General features: G+C 48.1%; 19 protein-coding genes. All 19 read right to left on the reverse strand.

Translation table 11 applies throughout. The annotated features are described in order from the left end of the window. Nucleotides 1–12: 12 nt before the first annotated feature. Complete coding sequence (locus tag D5085_06440) at nt 13–1,023, reverse strand: GNAT family N-acetyltransferase (protein QEP42795.1); 1,011 nt, start codon at nt 1,021–1,023, stop codon at nt 13–15. 2 nt (nt 1,024–1,025) lie between these two features. After that, a complete protein-coding gene (locus D5085_06445; GenBank protein ID QEP42796.1) occupies nt 1,026–1,817 on the reverse strand; it encodes a methionyl-tRNA formyltransferase in 792 nt (263 codons plus the stop codon). Then, on the reverse strand, nt 1,817–3,169 hold the full coding sequence (locus tag D5085_06450) for a DUF4910 domain-containing protein (GenBank protein ID QEP42797.1): 1,353 nt from the start codon (nt 3,167–3,169) through the stop codon (nt 1,817–1,819). Before D5085_06450 ends, D5085_06445 begins: the two co-directional genes overlap by 1 nt. Then, complete coding sequence (gene pseF, locus D5085_06455) at nt 3,166–3,933, reverse strand: pseudaminic acid cytidylyltransferase (protein ID QEP42798.1); 768 nt, start codon at nt 3,931–3,933, stop codon at nt 3,166–3,168. Before pseF ends, D5085_06450 begins: the two co-directional genes overlap by 4 nt. An 18-nt stretch (nt 3,934–3,951) precedes the next feature. Further along, nucleotides 3,952–4,956, reverse strand: coding sequence for a UDP-N-acetylglucosamine 4,6-dehydratase (inverting) (gene pseB / locus D5085_06460; GenBank protein QEP42799.1), 1,005 nt, complete (start codon nt 4,954–4,956; stop codon nt 3,952–3,954). Nucleotides 4,957–5,060: 104 nt separating this feature from the next. Further along, nucleotides 5,061–5,339 carry a hypothetical protein gene (locus D5085_06465; GenBank protein ID QEP42800.1) on the reverse strand — a complete coding sequence of 93 codons (279 nt, stop codon included), beginning with the start codon at nt 5,337–5,339 and terminating at the stop codon, nt 5,061–5,063. Further along, nucleotides 5,332–6,621, reverse strand: coding sequence for a DUF115 domain-containing protein (locus D5085_06470; protein QEP42801.1), 1,290 nt, complete (start codon nt 6,619–6,621; stop codon nt 5,332–5,334). Before D5085_06470 ends, D5085_06465 begins: the two co-directional genes overlap by 8 nt. A 15-nt stretch (nt 6,622–6,636) precedes the next feature. Beyond that, on the reverse strand, nt 6,637–7,563 hold the full coding sequence (locus D5085_06475; protein ID QEP42802.1) for an exo-alpha-sialidase: 927 nt from the start codon (nt 7,561–7,563) through the stop codon (nt 6,637–6,639). A 187-nt stretch (nt 7,564–7,750) separates the two neighbouring features. Beyond that, nucleotides 7,751–8,050, reverse strand: a complete 300-nt coding sequence (locus D5085_06480; GenBank protein QEP42803.1) for a nucleotidyltransferase domain-containing protein — start codon at nt 8,048–8,050, stop codon at nt 7,751–7,753. A 115-nt stretch (nt 8,051–8,165) separates the two neighbouring features. After that, complete coding sequence (locus D5085_06485) at nt 8,166–8,843, reverse strand: hypothetical protein (GenBank protein QEP42804.1); 678 nt, start codon at nt 8,841–8,843, stop codon at nt 8,166–8,168. Next, entirely contained in the window at nt 8,840–9,460 is a 621-nt protein-coding gene (locus tag D5085_06490) for a hypothetical protein (protein ID QEP42805.1), read from the reverse strand. The genes D5085_06485 and D5085_06490 overlap by 4 nt, the downstream gene beginning before the upstream one ends. A gap of 5 nt (nt 9,461–9,465) precedes the next feature. Continuing rightward, a complete protein-coding gene (locus tag D5085_06495; protein ID QEP42806.1) occupies nt 9,466–10,176 on the reverse strand; it encodes a cell filamentation protein Fic in 711 nt (236 codons plus the stop codon). Between the two features lie 300 nt (nt 10,177–10,476). Further along, nucleotides 10,477–10,833 carry a DNA-binding protein gene (locus tag D5085_06500; GenBank protein ID QEP42807.1) on the reverse strand — a complete coding sequence of 119 codons (357 nt, stop codon included), beginning with the start codon at nt 10,831–10,833 and terminating at the stop codon, nt 10,477–10,479. Beyond that, entirely contained in the window at nt 10,811–11,983 is a 1,173-nt protein-coding gene (gene pseC / locus D5085_06505; protein ID QEP42808.1) for a UDP-4-amino-4,6-dideoxy-N-acetyl-beta-L-altrosamine transaminase, read from the reverse strand. The genes D5085_06500 and pseC overlap by 23 nt, the downstream gene beginning before the upstream one ends. Nucleotides 11,984–12,440: 457 nt before the next feature. Continuing rightward, nucleotides 12,441–13,412, reverse strand: coding sequence for a signal peptide peptidase SppA (gene sppA, locus D5085_06510; protein QEP42809.1), 972 nt, complete (start codon nt 13,410–13,412; stop codon nt 12,441–12,443). Nucleotides 13,413–13,441: 29 nt separating this feature from the next. Next, nucleotides 13,442–14,101: an HAD family hydrolase gene (locus D5085_06515; protein ID QEP42810.1), complete on the reverse strand. Its 660-nt coding sequence runs from the start codon at nt 14,099–14,101 to the stop codon at nt 13,442–13,444. Continuing rightward, nucleotides 14,098–15,045: an RluA family pseudouridine synthase gene (locus tag D5085_06520; protein ID QEP42811.1), complete on the reverse strand. Its 948-nt coding sequence runs from the start codon at nt 15,043–15,045 to the stop codon at nt 14,098–14,100. Before D5085_06520 ends, D5085_06515 begins: the two co-directional genes overlap by 4 nt. A gap of 150 nt (nt 15,046–15,195) precedes the next feature. After that, on the reverse strand, nt 15,196–15,930 hold the full coding sequence (locus D5085_06525) for a nucleotidyltransferase family protein (GenBank protein QEP45076.1): 735 nt from the start codon (nt 15,928–15,930) through the stop codon (nt 15,196–15,198). Between the two features lie 7 nt (nt 15,931–15,937). Further along, nucleotides 15,938–17,914 (reverse strand): bifunctional aldolase/short-chain dehydrogenase, encoded by a 1,977-nt coding sequence (locus tag D5085_06530; protein ID QEP42812.1) that lies wholly within the window; start codon nt 17,912–17,914, stop codon nt 15,938–15,940. Between the last annotated feature and the right edge of the window lie 6 nt (nt 17,915–17,920).

Genomic DNA, 17,920 nt, shown 5'->3' on the forward strand with positions numbered 1-17,920 from the left:
CTTAATCAAATTTTAATTTGAATTTGAATTTGAATAAGAGCACCAAAAATAGGGCTGGATAGAGCCACCAAAACTGAGTTTAAACCACCCCCGCTGTGGACTATTCACTCCCTCTAAATCAACCTCTGTCACCCCTTTTTTCGCTAACATCGAAAAGGCCTGCCATAATACGGCAGTTCCGGTAGAGCTAGAACGCATTTGCGAGTTGTTAGCTCCAAATAGATAGTAAGCCCTTAGGCCGGCAATCAAAAACAGGGCATAACTTCCTGCGCTACCCATCTTGTCCTTAGCCACGAATAGATGTCCGATTCGGCTGCCTAACAGACTCATCGCCAACGATGATAAAAACATCAAATCCGCTTCACTCATCGCAATATTCTGCCGCAACATTGTTAGTTTATAAAAATCGACAAATTGCGCTACATCATTTGACTCACAAACGGTGATCTGATCACGATAGCCATAACGAATCTGCTGTTTTCTCGATACTGATGCATTTTGGTATAAAGGTGACTCGGTTAATATGCTATTGTCGGTAAACGAGGTAATATCAACAATTGAAGTATATCGCACCTCAATCGAATATTTGGGTGCAGCAATATGGTAGTTACACCACTGAAAAGGTCTAATATCCTGCAATTGTGGCAACAGTTTTAATTTTATTTGATTATATTTAGATACTAACCATGTCGAAAAAAAGGTCAATATATCGAAATACTCCGAATGAATCTGAGCACGATTTAAATTAGGTAAATGACCCATTAATATTCCATCATGAATCAAAGTGCCATGGCCAATAACTTGGGTCTCATCTAATGACACTGCCAAGAGAACAACAGCCACTTTTTCTCGGCCTTTAACACAATAATAGGTGTGGAATACCCCAGATAATGCCTTCAAATAAGAGGAGAGAAAAAAACCGCTCACCAAGGGGGAGCGCAAAATAAATCTATCCCACTGCTCATCTATATGAGCAGGTTCCATAACATAGTGCTTTTGTACCATATCCATAGCGACACCCATGACTAAAATTGCCTAAATAACTTTGGAGTTTTTTTGTTCAGATGGCCAGACAAATAGTGATCGACAACAGCGTCATTATAATAGTCATAAATTAGATGCAAATGGTGAGGATGCCAATCAGAAGAGCGCCAAATTCGCCCACTACTCTTGTGTTTTTTCTTAATGACATATCGCTGTTTATCAAATATTTTAAATAACATTTCAAACTCATCAACCATCGAACTCACAGCTCGACATGAGAGATGATGCAGGCCATCACCAGCCACCAAGGGTGCACAGTTCTGCTGTACAATATCACCGGCATCTAGTTGATCAGTTAGTTCATGAATTGTCATACCTGTCATCTGTGGCTCCAGTAGATAGCTAGGCCAAAAATGGGTAATACAACCACGATACCATGGAGATAATCCCCCATGGATATTCCATTTTTCACCCGTCACACAGGCGAGCGTTGCATTATTCAATATATGAATACCGTAGCTGATAAAGAGAGTGGGAGCTATCTTCTGTAAAAATTGTCGTACCTGTTCACTATTAATTTCAGCTCGGGAAACGACTATTTTAGGTACCCTAGGAAAGTCAGCATGTTCAAAAAAGTCTAGCTCGATCTTCTGCCGCTGCTTAAAGTGGTGGTTAAATAAATTGGCTGTCTCTAGCGGTAAATCAGTTGGTGGTTTTGGCACATGAACCTCCCTCTGCTCAATCACCAAACCATCTAATAGACCTAAATCGTGAAGTTTTCTTGCAATAAATGCGTGACGGGGATGAGAGCCTGCAGCAAATACTAATTTCATCACTCTATAAAATCGATTCCATACTTAATTAAACCACTATTCTCTAATTTCTCAATCACCACTCGTAGCTCTTCAACACAACACCCTGCTGCGTTGGCAATATCAAATAGACTATTTGTACCATCAGCCATACTTAGAACAAGTAGCATACGATTTAACTGTAGGCGGGAATCAAACCGACTATCCGAAGAGCTTGCTCTTGTCTCTTCGGAATTCATGTTAGGGTAGAGTCCTCTCGGCCCTAATTGTGGTTCACCATAAGGAGAACAGTTAATCGGATAGCCACACCACTCAGCATAACGCAATATCTGCTCAATCGTATCAGCACTTCTAATTAAGGCATCCACATCCATAAACTCTTTAGTATCTAGTGAGTTATGATACCCAAGATAGTGTCCATATACTGTTCTTGATATCTGCCCGACCGGTAGCTTAAATCCAGGTGCGCCATATTGCCGTTCATCTGAACCGCCTATGGGCGAAAAAGCTTCATATCTAACAGATTCAATACTATCTAGTTGATTGTTAGATATGTTTTTAATCACCTTATCGAGTATGCTATCTGCTGAACGACTCATTTTATAACGCAGCGAGGTAGCTGAACCGCCGACACAGGTTAAAATAAGACCATAAGCAAGCGACTCTTTAAGATGTCGATGATATTTTGACAAAAAACATAGCGAGCCAATCGTCTCTGGATTTAATAGAAACCGATAACTAAACCGCCTTTTTTTCCAAGTCGCTAGACGAAGATAGAGCAGTAGTAGTGTTAACGGCCCAGAGAGCTCATTGTTAGCGAGTGAGGGGTGGCACAGATAACTGCTGAGCAGCACTTCCCGTTGACTCTCACCGGGTAGAAGCGTATGTCCAAACGGAACGCCACCGGAGATGAATTGTGCCTCAATTTTGGCGTGATAACGCCCCGGTTTTAACTGTTGACGCTTCTGATCAGAGAGACAGAACCCCCAGCTTCTTTTGTAATAACTGGTAACATACGGAATTGCACTAGGTAAAGCGGGAAGACTATGTAGATTTTGTTGTAACCGATCCAGTTCAAAGTATTCATCGACCGGCTCAGAGTAGTTCACTACATGCAGATTAGAGTCCCGACTATCACAGACAACTTCGCCATCAGGCCCCGTCAGTCGAGCATGAGAGAAGTGCCACTCTGGAGGGACAATCCAATCGAAAACTTTACTACCTGTCGGGATTTTTTCGACCCTAAGATCCATCTGCTCACTAAAATAGGCCAGTGACTGCTCTAATCCTGGACCAGTAATACTTCGAGTTAAGGGCCATAACCGATCAAATAAGTTATCAATTAATTTTTTTTCGCTAATGTAACCACTCATACTGGCATACGATCCGATGACTCCAACTCTTGCTGCTGGGTAATCACTTGATAGAGCAGCTCAGCGACACGCCAATCCTCTTCAGTATCGATATCCTGAACTCGGTAACGAGGCAAAATAATCGGAATACCTGCAAAGCCTAGAGTGGCACGCTGATATTGCGGTTGATTAACCCTATCTAAGTCGTTCCAATAGAACTGTCCGGCATCCATATATCCCTCATCTAGATCTTGCGATCGGTAAGTGAAATACTCCGGCCAAAACATCTCCGCTTCGCCTTTATCGTTAATTTTAAAGCTCCGTTGTACTGGAAATGGCATCGATGCAGCTGAAAAAGTACTGGCCTGATCTGGCCGCTGCTTTAACTGTTCTAACCCTTGCCGAATATAGCGAGCATCCATTAACGGTGCTGTCGCATAGAGGGTACAGAGGTAGCGAAAGGAATCCCCCTCCTGCTGCAATCTGTTTAAGGTATAGCTAACAGCTTCCCCCGAAGTCACATAATCATCAGCCAACTCTTTAGGTCGCATAAAGGGGACTGTTGCACCAGCACCAATAGCAACCTCCGCGATCTGTTCATCGTCGGTCGAGACGATAATTTTATCAAACAGTGCAGTTTTAAGCGCAGCCTCAATCGTATAGCAGATTATCGGTTTGCCAAGAAATGGTTTGATATTTTTTTTAGGAATTCGCTTACTGCCTCCTCGGGCAGGAATAATAGCAACGGCTCGGTCTCCACTCTCCAAGGCTCTCTCCCAATTCATGTTAAGCGCCAATAAAACTCAGACACACTCTGCTAGCTTATCAAATTGGGTAATCTGCCCCAAATCGAGAAAAGTTGCATTAGTCCCTGAATTGTACTCAAACCCCTGCTCGACTCGCACTCCTTTCTCACCTAACTGTGTGGTATCAAAATCATTAGTTCGGCTGGTAAATGTAATGCTAGGGGCAATAAGATAGAAGGTATCAAAATCGATGGTTAGATGAGAATCATCTGCTGGGCACATAATCTCATGTAATTTCTCACCTGGGCGAATACCAACTACTCGCTGTTGCAAATTTGGTGCCATCGCGGTGGCTAAATCGACAATACGAACCGATGGAATTTTAGGGATAAACATCTCCCCGCCATGCATTCTGGAAAAATTTTTCAGAACAAAATCAACCCCTTGTTGCAGGGTAATCCAAAACCGGGTCATGTCGGGATGGGTAATGGGAAGATGGTCGCTCCCTTCAGCGATTAACTTCTTAAAGTAGGGGACAACAGATCCCCTAGACCCAACCACATTACCATAGCGTACAACAGAGAAGCGGGTACGGTGTCCGCCAGCCATGTTATTCGCGGCAACAAACAGTTTATCTGATGCCAATTTAGTCGCCCCATAGAGATTAATCGGATTGGCCGCTTTATCAGTTGACAGTGCAATCACCTTATCAACATTATTATCGAGGGCTGCATTGATCACATTCTCTGCGCCATGAATATTGGTCTTGATACACTCCATCGGATTATATTCTGCGGCAGGTACCTGCTTAAGTGCCGCAGCATGAATCACATAATCAACCCCCTGCATGGCTAATCTAATTCTGCTAGGATCTCGCACATCACCAATAAAGTAACGCATGCAGGAGTGATTAAAATCCTGCTGCATCTCAAACTGTTTTAGCTCATCTCGTGAGTAGATGATAATTTTATTAGGCTGATAGCGCTCTAGTAGGGTTTGGGTATATTTTCTACCAAAGGAGCCTGTCCCCCCAGTAATTAGAATATTCTTATTATTAAACAAAATCTTTTACCTCTCAGTTTTATGACTTAATGACATCAAGTTGTCGTGGATTTTGATCGGTAAGCTGCATTGATTGCCCGTGATCTAATGCGCACTCTCTCATGCTACACAAACTCGCCCCTACAATCTAAATAACCGTGTAAAAGATACTCCATTAAATCAGCCATCCAAACACTATCCTGTCGCTGCTGCGCATCAAACAACTCGACTATCAACATCTGTAATGCTTTAGCTTTATCACTCTCATCTAGCTGTACTATTAGATTATTGATCTCATCTAACACATCAATAAAGAGTTGGTTAGCCTCACCTAAATGGCCACAGCGATAAGCAACTGCTGTAGCGACCACTTTCTGGCAAAAACTAATACTATCTTCACTCAAAGTAGTGACACCCCTCAATTTTAGCACCACGCCTATCGCTATTAAAAAATTTCACTTTTGACTTTAAGGCTATATAGGATTCCAGATCACTTAAATAGCTTTTTAGATTAGGCAGTGTCCCAATACGCTCGCCATAACCATTAATCACCCAATCGACATGAGTTACTATTTTATGGCTAAAATCGGAGTTATTTACATGAGATTGATCATTATAGTAGCCAAAGTCGGTGCCATAGAAGACAACCTCTTTAGCCCCCGCCTTTACCGCTAAATCGATGGCTGGATGAATCACACTACCAGAGCTAAAGAGTTGCCATGCGCGATTGTTAAATCCGGCCTGCTGATAGACAACAGAGTTAGAGCAGCCCCAGTAGCGCTGGCCTAACCATACATTAAGTACCTGAATCGGCACAGCAGGAAAATAGAGAAGTCGGGTTTGCCTCATATTGGTTGATAAATCGGCAAAGGCGCGAATAATATCTAAATTTGCCTCAATCACTACAGCTACATCAGGAACTATACCTGCATGATCCAGTGTTTTCAGTGAGGTATCGACTGCAATAATCGTCTCTTTACCCTGCACGGCTTTTAGCGGCTCGAAGTGATCGGCTAAAGTCGGGCCTGCACCAATGACATGGGCTCGCTTTGAGCCTATTTGCCGCAGCAGCGCGGGTAAACGGGCATCCTGTTCCAAAAAAGGGCGATTTTGTGCTATCTGCTCCAGATACTGACTATCACGGCTACGCATGTTCTGTGTGACATAGTCGTCATTTAAAGCCGTTTGTATGGCACGATAGAGTTTCGGACAGCGACTATTTTCAAACCGCAATGCCGAAGGTGCTGTTGCAAAGGGATAGCGTAGCTGCTCATCTGCTGTAGCGACAGTTAAATCGACTCGTGACTGATTTAACCAACGACTAAAGTCGTAGTGAGTGGCGTAGAGGTTAAACAGACGCAGGTTCATTAATACTAGTATTAGCTTTGACTCATTAGCCGTCTGCTCTAGTAGATAGTCAATAACAGCGCCATTATTTTCGCCATAAACATATAGCTGCTGCGCCGTTCTCTCCTGCTGCAGTAAAGGCTTAGCTAATGCGATCGCTTCTGCCATGGGATCAAAACTGCTACTTAAATGGATCCCATCCACGATTAACGATGCAACACTGCCCCGCTCCTCCAAGGTCGCATCATAACTACCGGCCCGTTCTAACTCTGCGGCAAGTTGTGGCCAACGCCGCTCAATCAGGGCTAAATTGGCTGTATAGATAGGGTTATCATTCATCAGCTTCGATAGCAGCTATAGCGTCACTACTGCACTATAGATAGCGCTCTTATCCTCCTCATGGGAGGAGTAGTAGCTAATATAGAGTTGTTGCTGATACTCAACCACACCGGCATAGCTACAATCCCCACCGGACGGAAGAGCTAATAGCTCAATAACATGACCGGTGCCACTATCGATTTGACACACAGAGGTTCGGACTCGCTCATCATAAAGACGAATAACCGCAATTAATTCGCCCGATTTAAGCTGTATCATTTTGGGGCCACCAATACGCCGATCCAGTTTTTGCCACTGCCAAGTGGTATAAGGGGGTGAGGCCTCACCTAAACAGGCAACTGTCTCATCCGGATCACGACTATCACGCCTTAATAAACAGAGCACGCGTTGATCGTTTAAAAAGAGGAGTGAAGTTTCGTTAGAGTAGATATCCGCTTCAGGAAAAAAGTGTTCTTTGACTATTTGCCACGATTTACCATCTTCGGTTCGGTAGAGGCAACCATGACTATCTTTGCCGCTATAAGCAACACTATAACCATAATTTTGCTGCCATGTGGTACTCCAGCGCCAACTCCCTAGCCCTGTTGCACAACTGAACGAACCACTCCAGTTTACGCCATCGGTTGAGAGCCAACTTAGCGATTGCATTCCCTCTCCGTCAACCGGTTCGATAAAGCGTATAACACCATTTAACATCAGCTCATCATGATGCGTCACTGAGAGTTTAGGATCGCGTAGATCGCCTCGACTATCTGATAAAAGAGCAATAGATTGCCACTTTTTAAAATCATCAGAACGAAGCAGGCGTAGTTTCCCATGGTTGCAAACATGCTCACCACCTTCACGAAAACAGCAGTACCATTGATGCTTAAACCGAATCAGATCGGTAAAGGCATTATGCTCACCTTGATCCCACATTTTATGGCCAGTTGATAGTTTCATTTTTCGCCTTTAAGCTTTAACGCTTCATCTCTCATTCGCGCCTGCACATGCTGTAAAACCTTAACGCCATCAATTGCTTGTAATATTGCGTCCAGCAGTGATTGCTCGTTAGTCACATATTCATGCATCAGACTATTGCGTAACAACCTAAGCTCCAACCACTGCTGCGGATTTCTGTTGTGCCACGTTAAAGTAAAACTCCTGTCTGTTTAGCGTGCTGATGAAACGGTGTTTCGGCTACAGTAGCATCTTGCAGTATAAGATCCACCTCAATACCCTCCATCTTTATGATTAGCGTCGCAGCTAATCTTAGCTGTAATGCTAACCGTTGCGGTAAACACTTATCCGTTAAAACCAGTAGGTCAATATCACCACCGCGCAAATCATCATCAACCCGGCTACCAAAGAGTATGATAATCGCTTCATCATCGATCATCTCTGTAACTGTCTGTTTAATTAGCTCAATTTGGGAATTGCTTAAACGCATAATATTTCTGAATATTTACGGTAATCTATGCATACAAATCAGGCCTCAGGATAACGCAACAGTCGATTTCAGGGGGTAACAAGCAAGGAAAAGAGCCCTCCCTTACCGCGTCCCATTACAACAGCGAAAAACTCCGCAACACTCCCTGCAACTTAGGATCGCTCTGCGCTAGCTCTTTCAACGCCCCCACTAAACGAGTCATCTTCGAGCCCTGCTCATGCTGAATCTCAAAATCTTGCTGCAGCCCTAGCTCTATCCGATCTAACCGCTGCTCTAACGGCTTCAACGCCGTTTTACGATCCCACACGATAAAACCAATTAAACCAAATATACCCGCAATCATCACCAACATCAGATTCCATATCTTATCGAACTGATTATTCATTTGGTCAAAACGCTGATTTGTCTGCTTCTCTAACGAATCAATACGCTGATTCACCGCATCAAAACGCGCACTAACCTGCTTCTCCATTGCGTCAAAACGCTCCCCGAACTGCTTTTCCATTATGTCAAACCGCTCTGCGGTCTGCTTCTCCAATGCATCAATACGTTGGTTTACCATGTCGAAGCGCTGATTTACTGCATCAAAGCGCTGATTTACTGCATCAAAGCGCTGATTCACGGCTTCAATACGATGATTCACTGCGTCAATACGCTGATTAACTACCGCAATGTCACTCTTTAAATCACCTAACGATTCGATAATTTCTCGATCTGTTAACCGTGGTGCCACATCAACGGCATAAACACTCTGCATTCCAACCAATAATAACGCTATCACTGTCAGTTTCATCTTAATAACTCCCTACTCACCGATGAAAGAATCATCACTAATATCGCCATAATCTTCTCTACCTGATCAATATGGTATTCTGCTTGATCAATTTTAACCGTTTGTCGGTTAAGCCATAAAAACCGCCACACACTGCCGGTCGTTACCGCACCGTAAATTGAGTCAATCGCGCTGTCCTCTTTTCGGTTAAACTGCTGTGCAGCGACCATTTCAGCCAAGCACTGACCTAAGCCACTAATTATATTTTCGTTTTTAGCCTCAACAATTGTAATAACCGGTGCGGATACATAGAGCTGCTCTGTCGAGTAGCTGAGTAAAAAATCACAAAAGCCGACTAAGCCCTGTTCGCTATTTACATCGAAATGGATACCGGAAAAGAGACTAATACGATGCGATAAAGTGCGTTTTAGCTCCATTAACAACGGTGCAATAATAAACTCTGATCGCGCTTTTTCAGTATTAATGGCTAAAGCAAGTGCGACTGATTCCGCTAACGACTGCTTAAATGTTACGGGTAGAGCATACGGCTTAAGATCACTAAATAGCCATTCATTCTCTATAATAGTGAGCTCAAACTGCTCCTTAACCTGTTTTAGGGTAAAATCACGATAAGCCATCAAGCCTACTCTTGCATAATCGCAATCACGCGAGGGTCTAAACAGGATCGCATAAACCGATTCATCTCACGCTGCTCGCCACTATGGTAAAAGTCGAGCATTAATTGGTTAAACTCTAGCTGCCTCTTTGCCGGAAGGTTAATCGCCGGATAACCCTGATTGAGCAGAACCCCATTCATCACTAAGCGCCCCATCCGTTTATTGACATCATAAAAGAACTGATATCGTGCCATAGTCAGAAACAGATGAATTGCATAGTCATAAATATCGTTAAACTGACTCTGCTGCGCCACCATCTGTTCAAATAGCCGTGGTAGTTCAGCCGCTTTAGGGGGGAGATAGTCACTACCAGCAATCGTTACGCTACCGGTTCGAAAGGTGCCCCACTGTAACGCCTCCTGTTTCGCGGCAATACAGTGCAGCGCACAAACACTGTCGATAGTTACGCTAAAAACATCCTGCTCTAACAACGCAAACAGTTCACGCCACGCATTAGCCTGATTTAGCGCAATCTGTTGATCCGATAAGCGGTGCCCTCCAACGGTAACCCCGTCGAGCAGTGTTTGAATCTCGGGTAGAGTGAAGGGCAGCCCCTCCAGGTTCACCGCATCGCAGACCAACTCTGCCAGTTGGCGTTTGGCCAACATCAGGGCACGCCCCCGATTAGGCTGGATATGCCAATGATGATCACCCAAGCTATCGAATTGCCTAAGCATTTTCCTCCAATAAATTTTCCCGATTTTTGTTTCGTGATTTGACATTTACACGCCAGTTTTTTTGATATTGCGTATAGGGAATTTGCTTTTTCTCCCATTCGGAACGAGGCCGTATTTAGTAAACTATCACCGAAATCTAAGCTCAGGCTTTTTAGGTGGTCGTGATACCACTTTACGCTCTGTCTGCTGTTGGCGTTGCATTAAATCATTTACAATTTCATCAAGATTATGGTGATGCTCTTTTGCATACTCTTCTCTTAATTTTCGGGTTTCGGCGATAATAGGATCATCCCACATAGGTTATTCCTCAAACAGCTCTGATGGAGTACAAATAATCGGTGGTTGGTAGCCGTGGTGTAAGCAGACTCTTTCGATCTTTGGACGCATAATAGCGTTAGCGATAGGCAGTGCATCAAGTTCTGCTTTAACCGGTAACGATCCTGCGTCAATAAAAGCAGTTGCGAGTTGTTTACTCTCTGGGGTAACAGAGAGCTCAGTCAAACCTTGAATAGCGGTTAATCTTTTTTCCGCCGCTTGTGGATCGCCACGAGCGGCTTCTGCTATCACTGCTTCTGAGATATAGATTTCAAAGTGTTGCTGTTGTCTCTCCCACCAATATAGACTTCTGGTTTCATCATGACTCTCTATTTTGGTCATCGGGACATGACTCATAAATCTGCTTAATCACCACCTGCTGCGCCGCGTCAGTTAATTCAGGAAACAGCGGTAGCGACAACGCCCGTTGATAGTAACACTCTGCGGCATTAAAACTGGAGTACTCTACCACCGCCTGCTGATAGTAGGGCTGATGATAGAGTGGGATATAGTGCAAATTAACCCCGATGTCACTCTTTCGTAGATGGTTAAACAGCGAATCCCGCTGCGCTCTACCCGCTAATACTTCAATTACAAACAGATGCCATGACGAACTGAAATCGTCCCCGACCTGCTGCCAAGTTAAGGGTAGCCCCTGCAGCTGCTGCCGGTATTGTGCTGCAATATCACGGCGCTTGGCAATAAACTGATCCAACCGCTGTAGCTGGCTTAGACCTAATGCCGCCTGAATATCGGTCATACGGTAGTTAAAACCGAGCTCAAGCTGTTGGTAGTACCAGGATCCATCCGGCGAGTGGGTCATTAACGCTGGATCACGAGTAATACCGTGGCTGCGTAGTCGTGCCATCTTATCGGCCAGTTCGGCGCGGTTAGTCATCGCCACGCCCCCCTCACCGGTGGTAATCATCTTAACCGGATGGAAGCTAAACACGGTAATATCGCTATAGCGGCTGCCGCCAATCTTATCCCCCCGATACGCTCCCCCTAACGCATGCGAAGCGTCTTCAATAATGGCAAAGCCATATCGTTGCGATAGCGCATATATCGCTGCCATATCGCAGCTCAGGCCGGCAAAGTGAACCGGAATCACGATTTTAGGCAACTTTCCGACACGCTCTGCCTGTTGCAGCTTATACTCCAGAGCATCAACCGAAAGATTGTAGGTTTTAGGGTCGATGTCGACAAAATCGATCTCTGCACCGCAGTAGCGGCCACAGTTAGCTGAAGCGACAAAGGTAATCGGTGTAGTCCAGAGCCAATCGCCCGCTCCTAGTCCTAAAGCAAGGCAAGCTAAGTGCAGCGCTGAGGTCGCACTGTTCACTGCCACCCCATACGCTGCGCCGCAGTAATCACATAGCGCCTGCTCAAAAGCGGGTACCACCGGCCCCTGAGTTAAAAAATCGGAGCGTAGCACCGCTTCAACGGCGGCAATATCGGCCCGACTAACGGTTTGACGACCGTAAGGGATCATGTTTCACTCATGACAGCAACGAGTACCCGTAGCAGTGGTTCTAAATCGCCCGGAACCCGGAACGGATTCAGATCCTGCTCAATCTGCTTTTCAACCGGATGCAGACGGCTAAACTGCCACACATTGCCGGTTGAAACCGCACCATAAAGCCACTTATCATCTGTTTCTTCAACGACAATCCCATATTTGATGGCTAGTTGACAGTTTCACTCACCCCTGACATTGAGACACGCTACCGCCATCGACAGCCATCTTTACGGAGAGAATCTCTCCTCTAGCTATCGCGGGGTATTTTTTAAGCATTACTCAAAGTTAGCGTCTCAGTACCGCTCTTCTTGAGTCGCTAGCATACCCCACTTGGTACGCCATTGCCAGTTAGCCATTGCAGCCCCATCCCCCCCAGATTCTAGACAGCGTAGAGACGGCGAGGAGAGAGTGGCGTGTATTGAACCATCGTTTAATAGAGCGTGGTCTGCTGTAGCGGCTGCACCACGGTGGCGGCTATCGCCGCACCCAATCGATCTGCAAAGCGGGTCAAAAGACCCTCCTCTGGGGTAAAGTTGACAATCTTCTCAACCCCCACCACCTCGCGAGCAACCTTATGTAGATCCCCAATCTCATCGACCAGCCCCAGCTCAATCGCTCGGCGACCACTCCAGATGCGGCCGCTAAAGAGCGCCTCACTCTGCCGCAATCGATCGCCTCGACCCTGCTTCACCGAGTCGATAAAAGCGGTATGAATATCATCCAAAACTTGCTGAATATGGGTAACGGCCTGCTCCTCTAGCGGCGAGAAGGGATCAAGCCCCCCCTTATGCTCCCCTGCGGTCAGCAGCCGCCGCTCAATACCGAGTTTATCCATCGCGGCGGTAAAGCCAAAGCCGTTCATCAAGACCCCAATCGATCCCACTAGCGAGGAGGGGTTAACATAGATTTTGTCAGCCGCTGCGGCGATATAGTAAGCACCCGAGGCACCGATATCGGTGATCACTGCATAGAGGGGGATCGCCTCATGCGCCTGTCGCAGACGCTTAATTTCACGATAGATGAGATCTGACTGCACCGGACTGCCGCCGGGGCTATTGATATAGAGCACCACCCCTTTGGTCATCTCATCTTCAAAGGCGCGTTGTAACCCCTTCATCACTCCATCGGCACTACTCTCGCCCCCATCGGCAATCAGCCCTACCAGATCGACCCGAGCCGTATGTTCGCTGCCACCTAGCCCCTCGCCACTTAAATCGGTACGCCACAGCGTTAACCCTAATAGCGCAAATAGATAGATAAACAGCAGTAGTTTAAACAAAATCCCCCAACGACGCCGTCGCCGCTGCTCCTTCAGACTCTCTAGGCTTAAAGTCTCAATCAACTTACGCTGCCACTGCGGATTATCCACTTGCTCACCACTAGCCACTAATCTTCTCCACATATCTGTAATCTACACCCAATTAATTCAAACTATTCACTATCGAGCCACTGTGGTAGCTCGGTTAAACTATCCATAATTAAGAGCGGATTATGGTTCAGTAACCGCTCTTTAGCGTGCACTCCATAACTGACTCCCATCGAATCGGTACCGGCGTTAACTGCCATCTCCAGATCGTACTCCGTATCGCCGATCATGAGCGTCTGCTCCACTTCACAGCCACAAAAATCGATAATATCAAGCAGCATCTGCGGGTGGGGTTTAGAAAACGACTCATCGGCGCAGCGACTGGTCACAAATAGCTCGCCTAGCCCCGTGCGTTCTAGCTCTCGATCAAGCCCCTTGCGCCCCTTACCCGTCGCAATCGCTAGCAGATAGCCGCGCCGCTGGAGTAGTCGCAACAGATCCACCACCCCCTCAAACAGAGCCGACTCCTGACAGTGCCCCCCCAAAAAGTGGTGGCGGTAGGCGGTGACAAACTGATTAAAAAAGCTCTCACTCTCTCCCGGATAGAGGCTCTCAACCGCCTCACGCAGCCCTAGCCCGATAATATTCTTTAACTCATCACGACGACGGCTAGGTAGCTGTAGCTGCTCAATTGCCAACTCTAGGCAGTGGACAATGGTCGCTTCTGAATCCATTAGGGTGCCATCCCAGTCGAAAACCAGTAGCTGATAGCGGTGTGGGGTCATGGCGTCTGCTCCAATCGGGTTAAAAAGTCGGTTAAATCGGCCGCTAGTGGGGCGGTAAAGTCATAAGTCTGTTCGTTCGGCAGGGTAAAGCGCAGCCGTGAGGCGTGCAAAAAGAGCCGTTTTAGTCCCAATTGCCGCTGGCTGCGATTAAAATCACTATCGCCATACTTCTCATCCATCGCTAACGGGTGGCCCTGCTGCTGGCACTGCACCCGAATTTGGTGGGTTCTACCGGTATCGAGCTGAATCTCAATTAGGCTCTGATCGCAATAGTTACCCCGGCTAAAAAAGCGACTGCGGGCTAGTTTGCCGGCCTCATCGACCTTAACCAGCCGTTCACCAGAACTTAACTGGTTCTTGCGCAGCCGAATCTCAACCTGTAGCCCCTGTTTTGGTAACCGCCACTGCCCCTTCACTAGCGCTAAATAGTGTTTCTCTACCTGCTGGTGGTCACGAAGTAGTGCCTGGAACGCCCTTAGCGCGCTGCGCTTTTTGGCAATGAGCAGACAGCCAGAGGTCTCCCGATCGAGTCGATGCGCCAGCTCCAGATAGGGTGCCTCTGGTCGTAGCGCCCTCAAACCCTCAATCACTCCATAGCTGAGGCCACTGCCGCCATGCACCGCAATCCCACTAGGCTTATTTAGGACTAAAAAGTGGCCATCTTCAAAAATAGTCGCCTGCTGTAGCTGCTGTAAAACCCTCTCTGTCGGCAGCGCTGTAGCAGCGGTGGGTGATTGGCGTATCGGCGGTAACCTCACCTGATCCCCTTCACAGAGGCGATAATCGACCTTAACCCGTTTACGATTCACCCGCACCTCGCCCTTGCGCACCAGTCGATAGATATGGCTTTTGGGCACCCCTTTGAGAATTTTCACCAAAAAATTATCCAGCCGCTGGCCAACACTGCCGATGTCTATTGTATGGTGTTGCACCGAATTTGACATAACTATTTTAGATTAAGCTTTAACATAAGATTGCAGAACATTGAAAAATAACAGAGTTAAACAGAAAAAATTTAACCATTGCCCCCAAAAGACGCTATACTTGGGTAACCGGCTACAGTGGCGCATCAACCTTCAACGCGTCCCCTCACTTCAACCCAGCTCTCGCCCAGCTGGCAGCGTTGAAAGCTGCTGGAGCCGGTTTTCTCTTTCTACCTCAGTCCCAGCTAAAGAGCGCTCTAACCCGTTTAAGCGTTCGAGGGTGCCGACATCGCACCAGAGCCCCTCATAGAGGGTCGCAGCCACCCTCCCCTCTGCCGCAGCTGCCATTAATAGTGGTGCTAACGGCCGCTTTCCTGCCCTCAGCCCGACAAATAGCTCTGGCCGATAGAGGCCGATACCGGCAAAGGTGTAGCGCGACTCCCCCTCCTCACCCTCACAAGCGGCCAGCCCATCGCGTAGGTAGAAATCCCCCCGCTGATGGTGGGAAGGATTAGGCACCAGCACCAAGTGGGCTAGCTGTTCGGGCGCTAGTGAGAGCTGCGTTAACTTAACGCGGCAAAAAATATCGCCATTGACCACCCCAAACGGCGCTTCGCCTAACAGCGGCAGCGCCTGAACAATCCCCCCCGCCGTCTCTAGCGCCTCAGCTTCGCGACTATATTGAATCGAACAGCCATAACGCCCGCCATCCCCCAACGCCGCCTCAAGCTGCTCCCCTAGCCAGGCGGTATTGATCACAATGTGACTCACCCCAAGGGCGACCAAATGGTGTAGCTGGTGCACCAGTAGCGGCTGGCCGGCCACTTCGATTAATGGCTTAGGGGTATGATCGGTTAAGGGCCGCAGCCGCTCGCCGCGACCGGCGGCGAGGATCATCACCCGCAAACCGACGCTACACGACTCGCTCATTGCCACCATCGACCGGCACTTGGGCTGCGGTCGTTTTAGCAAACAGCGGCCCACACATCTCGGCGGCCAACTCGGCTACATCGCGGCTAGTGACTTCGGTTTTTAACAGATTATTACTCTTATACTGCTCCACAGTCAGACCGTAGTGTTCTGCCCGCGCCTGTAGCACCGCCTCGCTCCAGAGCGCGGTATCAAACACGCCATTAGGATGGAGTGTGTTAAGACGAATATTCTCTCCTCCCCACTCTAACGCTGCAACCCGCATTAGCTGATTGAGCGCCGCTTTAGAGGCGGAGTAGGCCGCCGCCCCCGGCCCCGGTGCCGGCACATTTTTAGAGCCGATAACGACCACCCGACCGCCATTTAACGCCAGTTTTAAAAAGGGGTAACAGAGCCGCAGCAGAGTTAAATTGGCGTCGAGATTGACCGCCATCGTCCGCCGCCACACCTCACCACTGAGCGACTCAATCCGACAACCGGCACTAAAGAGCCCGGCGTTGGCCACCACCATATCGAGCCCTCCAAAACGGCGTACCGCCTGATAGATCAAGTCAGAGAGCGCACTCTCATCGGTAATATCACCACACAGACCCAGCGCATTATCGCCGTTAAGCTCGCCAATGGTCGGGTCGATATCTACCCCGACCACCGCCGCCCCGCGCTGCAACAGCGATTTAACCACGGCGCGACCAATACCGCTAGCCGCCCCGGTCACCAGCGCCACCTCGCCTGCAAACAGCGGCGCAGCCCCCCCTTTGCGTAACTTCGCCTGCTCTAAATCCCAATACTCTACCTTGAAGATATCACCCGCCGGCAGCGCCTGATAGCCGCCCAACATTTCAGCTCGTAAAATAATATCGATCGTCTGCTGGTAGATATCGGCCACAATGCGTGCCTCACGGCCACTTTTGCCGACCGTGCAGAGCCCCAGCTCCCTATCTAGCACCACTCTTGGGGCCGGATCGAGTCGCTGTTTACGCTCTTGCGCCTCAGGCTCATAGCGATCGAAGTAGGCCTGATAAGCGCCGACATAGCTCTCAAGATCGCGCCCAATGAGGGGCAACCGCTTGGTGCGAATCACATGATCGGGCGTTGCCGGACCACGATTAGCTATGCTCTCCACCCTCTCATGACGAGCAAACGCGGCACTGTGAGGATCATGATAGCCGACTAGCAGCAGCGCCCGACCAGCCGCTGCAGATATCTCGGCCCGAAGTTGAGCCTGGTTTTGCGCCAGAGCCGCCGTCGGCACAACCCCCTCTGATGACGAGGCTAACTGCCACGCCCCCTGCTGCTGTAGATACGCCTCGGCTAAGGTGACCAGCCCAATCATCCGTTCATAAGACTCTTTAGCGGTATGACCGAAGGAGAAGAGACCGTGGTTCATCAATACCATGCCGATAGTCTCCTCACTCGCCTGCGCCTGATAGCGCTCGGCGCAGAGTCGGGCGAGATCAAAACCGGGCATCACATAGGGGATCACCACCACCTTAGTCCCATAAATTTGCCGAATACGCGCCTCCCCCTCAGGGCTATTGGTGAGGGTGACGATGGCATCAGCGTGGGTGTGATCGACATAGCGCCACGGCAAAATGGCATGCAAAATCGCCTCCACCGACGGGGTCGGTGCTGAGGCGCGAACAGTATGACTGACCAGCTCATTGACCATATCGGGATCGGAGAGTGAGGGCAGTGTGGCTAACCGTTGCAGATAGCGCAGTTCGACCGGTGCAAAGCCCCCCTTCTCAATCGTCGCCAAATCCCAACCACTCCCCTTCACATAGAGCAGCTCTCTTTGCTCGCCAAAGAGATCGGGCTCGCTCAGTTTTACCGAAGTATTCCCCCCCCCATGCAGCACTAACCTCGGCTCCTGACCCAAAAGGCGCGAACTATAGACCCTCAGCGCCAGCTCATCACCGGCTAGCTCAGCGGCATCACGCTCATTCCACAAACTTTGCATCCTGTT

Source organism: Ectothiorhodospiraceae bacterium BW-2, from assembly GCA_008375315.1.
Taxonomy (GTDB): domain Bacteria; phylum Pseudomonadota; class Gammaproteobacteria; order Thiohalomonadales; family Thiohalomonadaceae; genus BW-2.

Excerpts from the sequence above, each read along its gene's own strand:
- D5085_06440 (QEP42795.1), bottom strand. The coding sequence starts at position 1,023 with ATGGGTGTCGCTATGGATATGGTACAAAAGCACTATGTTATGGAACCT.
- D5085_06445 (QEP42796.1), bottom strand. The coding sequence starts at position 1,817 with ATGAAATTAGTATTTGCTGCAGGCTCTCATCCCCGTCACGCATTTATT.
- D5085_06450 (QEP42797.1), bottom strand. The coding sequence starts at position 3,169 with ATGAGTGGTTACATTAGCGAAAAAAAATTAATTGATAACTTATTTGAT.
- pseF (QEP42798.1), bottom strand. The coding sequence starts at position 3,933 with ATGAATTGGGAGAGAGCCTTGGAGAGTGGAGACCGAGCCGTTGCTATT.
- D5085_06470 (QEP42801.1), bottom strand. The coding sequence starts at position 6,621 with ATGAATGATAACCCTATCTATACAGCCAATTTAGCCCTGATTGAGCGG.
- D5085_06475 (QEP42802.1), bottom strand. The coding sequence starts at position 7,563 with ATGAAACTATCAACTGGCCATAAAATGTGGGATCAAGGTGAGCATAAT.
- D5085_06480 (QEP42803.1), bottom strand. The coding sequence starts at position 8,050 with ATGCGTTTAAGCAATTCCCAAATTGAGCTAATTAAACAGACAGTTACA.
- D5085_06485 (QEP42804.1), bottom strand. The coding sequence starts at position 8,843 with ATGAAACTGACAGTGATAGCGTTATTATTGGTTGGAATGCAGAGTGTT.
- D5085_06490 (QEP42805.1), bottom strand. The coding sequence starts at position 9,460 with ATGGCTTATCGTGATTTTACCCTAAAACAGGTTAAGGAGCAGTTTGAG.
- D5085_06495 (QEP42806.1), bottom strand. The coding sequence starts at position 10,176 with ATGCTTAGGCAATTCGATAGCTTGGGTGATCATCATTGGCATATCCAG.
- D5085_06500 (QEP42807.1), bottom strand. The coding sequence starts at position 10,833 with ATGACCAAAATAGAGAGTCATGATGAAACCAGAAGTCTATATTGGTGG.
- pseC (QEP42808.1), bottom strand. The coding sequence starts at position 11,983 with ATGATCCCTTACGGTCGTCAAACCGTTAGTCGGGCCGATATTGCCGCC.
- sppA (QEP42809.1), bottom strand. The coding sequence starts at position 13,412 with ATGTGGAGAAGATTAGTGGCTAGTGGTGAGCAAGTGGATAATCCGCAG.
- D5085_06515 (QEP42810.1), bottom strand. The coding sequence starts at position 14,101 with ATGACCCCACACCGCTATCAGCTACTGGTTTTCGACTGGGATGGCACC.
- D5085_06520 (QEP42811.1), bottom strand. The coding sequence starts at position 15,045 with ATGTCAAATTCGGTGCAACACCATACAATAGACATCGGCAGTGTTGGC.
- D5085_06530 (QEP42812.1), bottom strand. The coding sequence starts at position 17,914 with ATGCAAAGTTTGTGGAATGAGCGTGATGCCGCTGAGCTAGCCGGTGAT.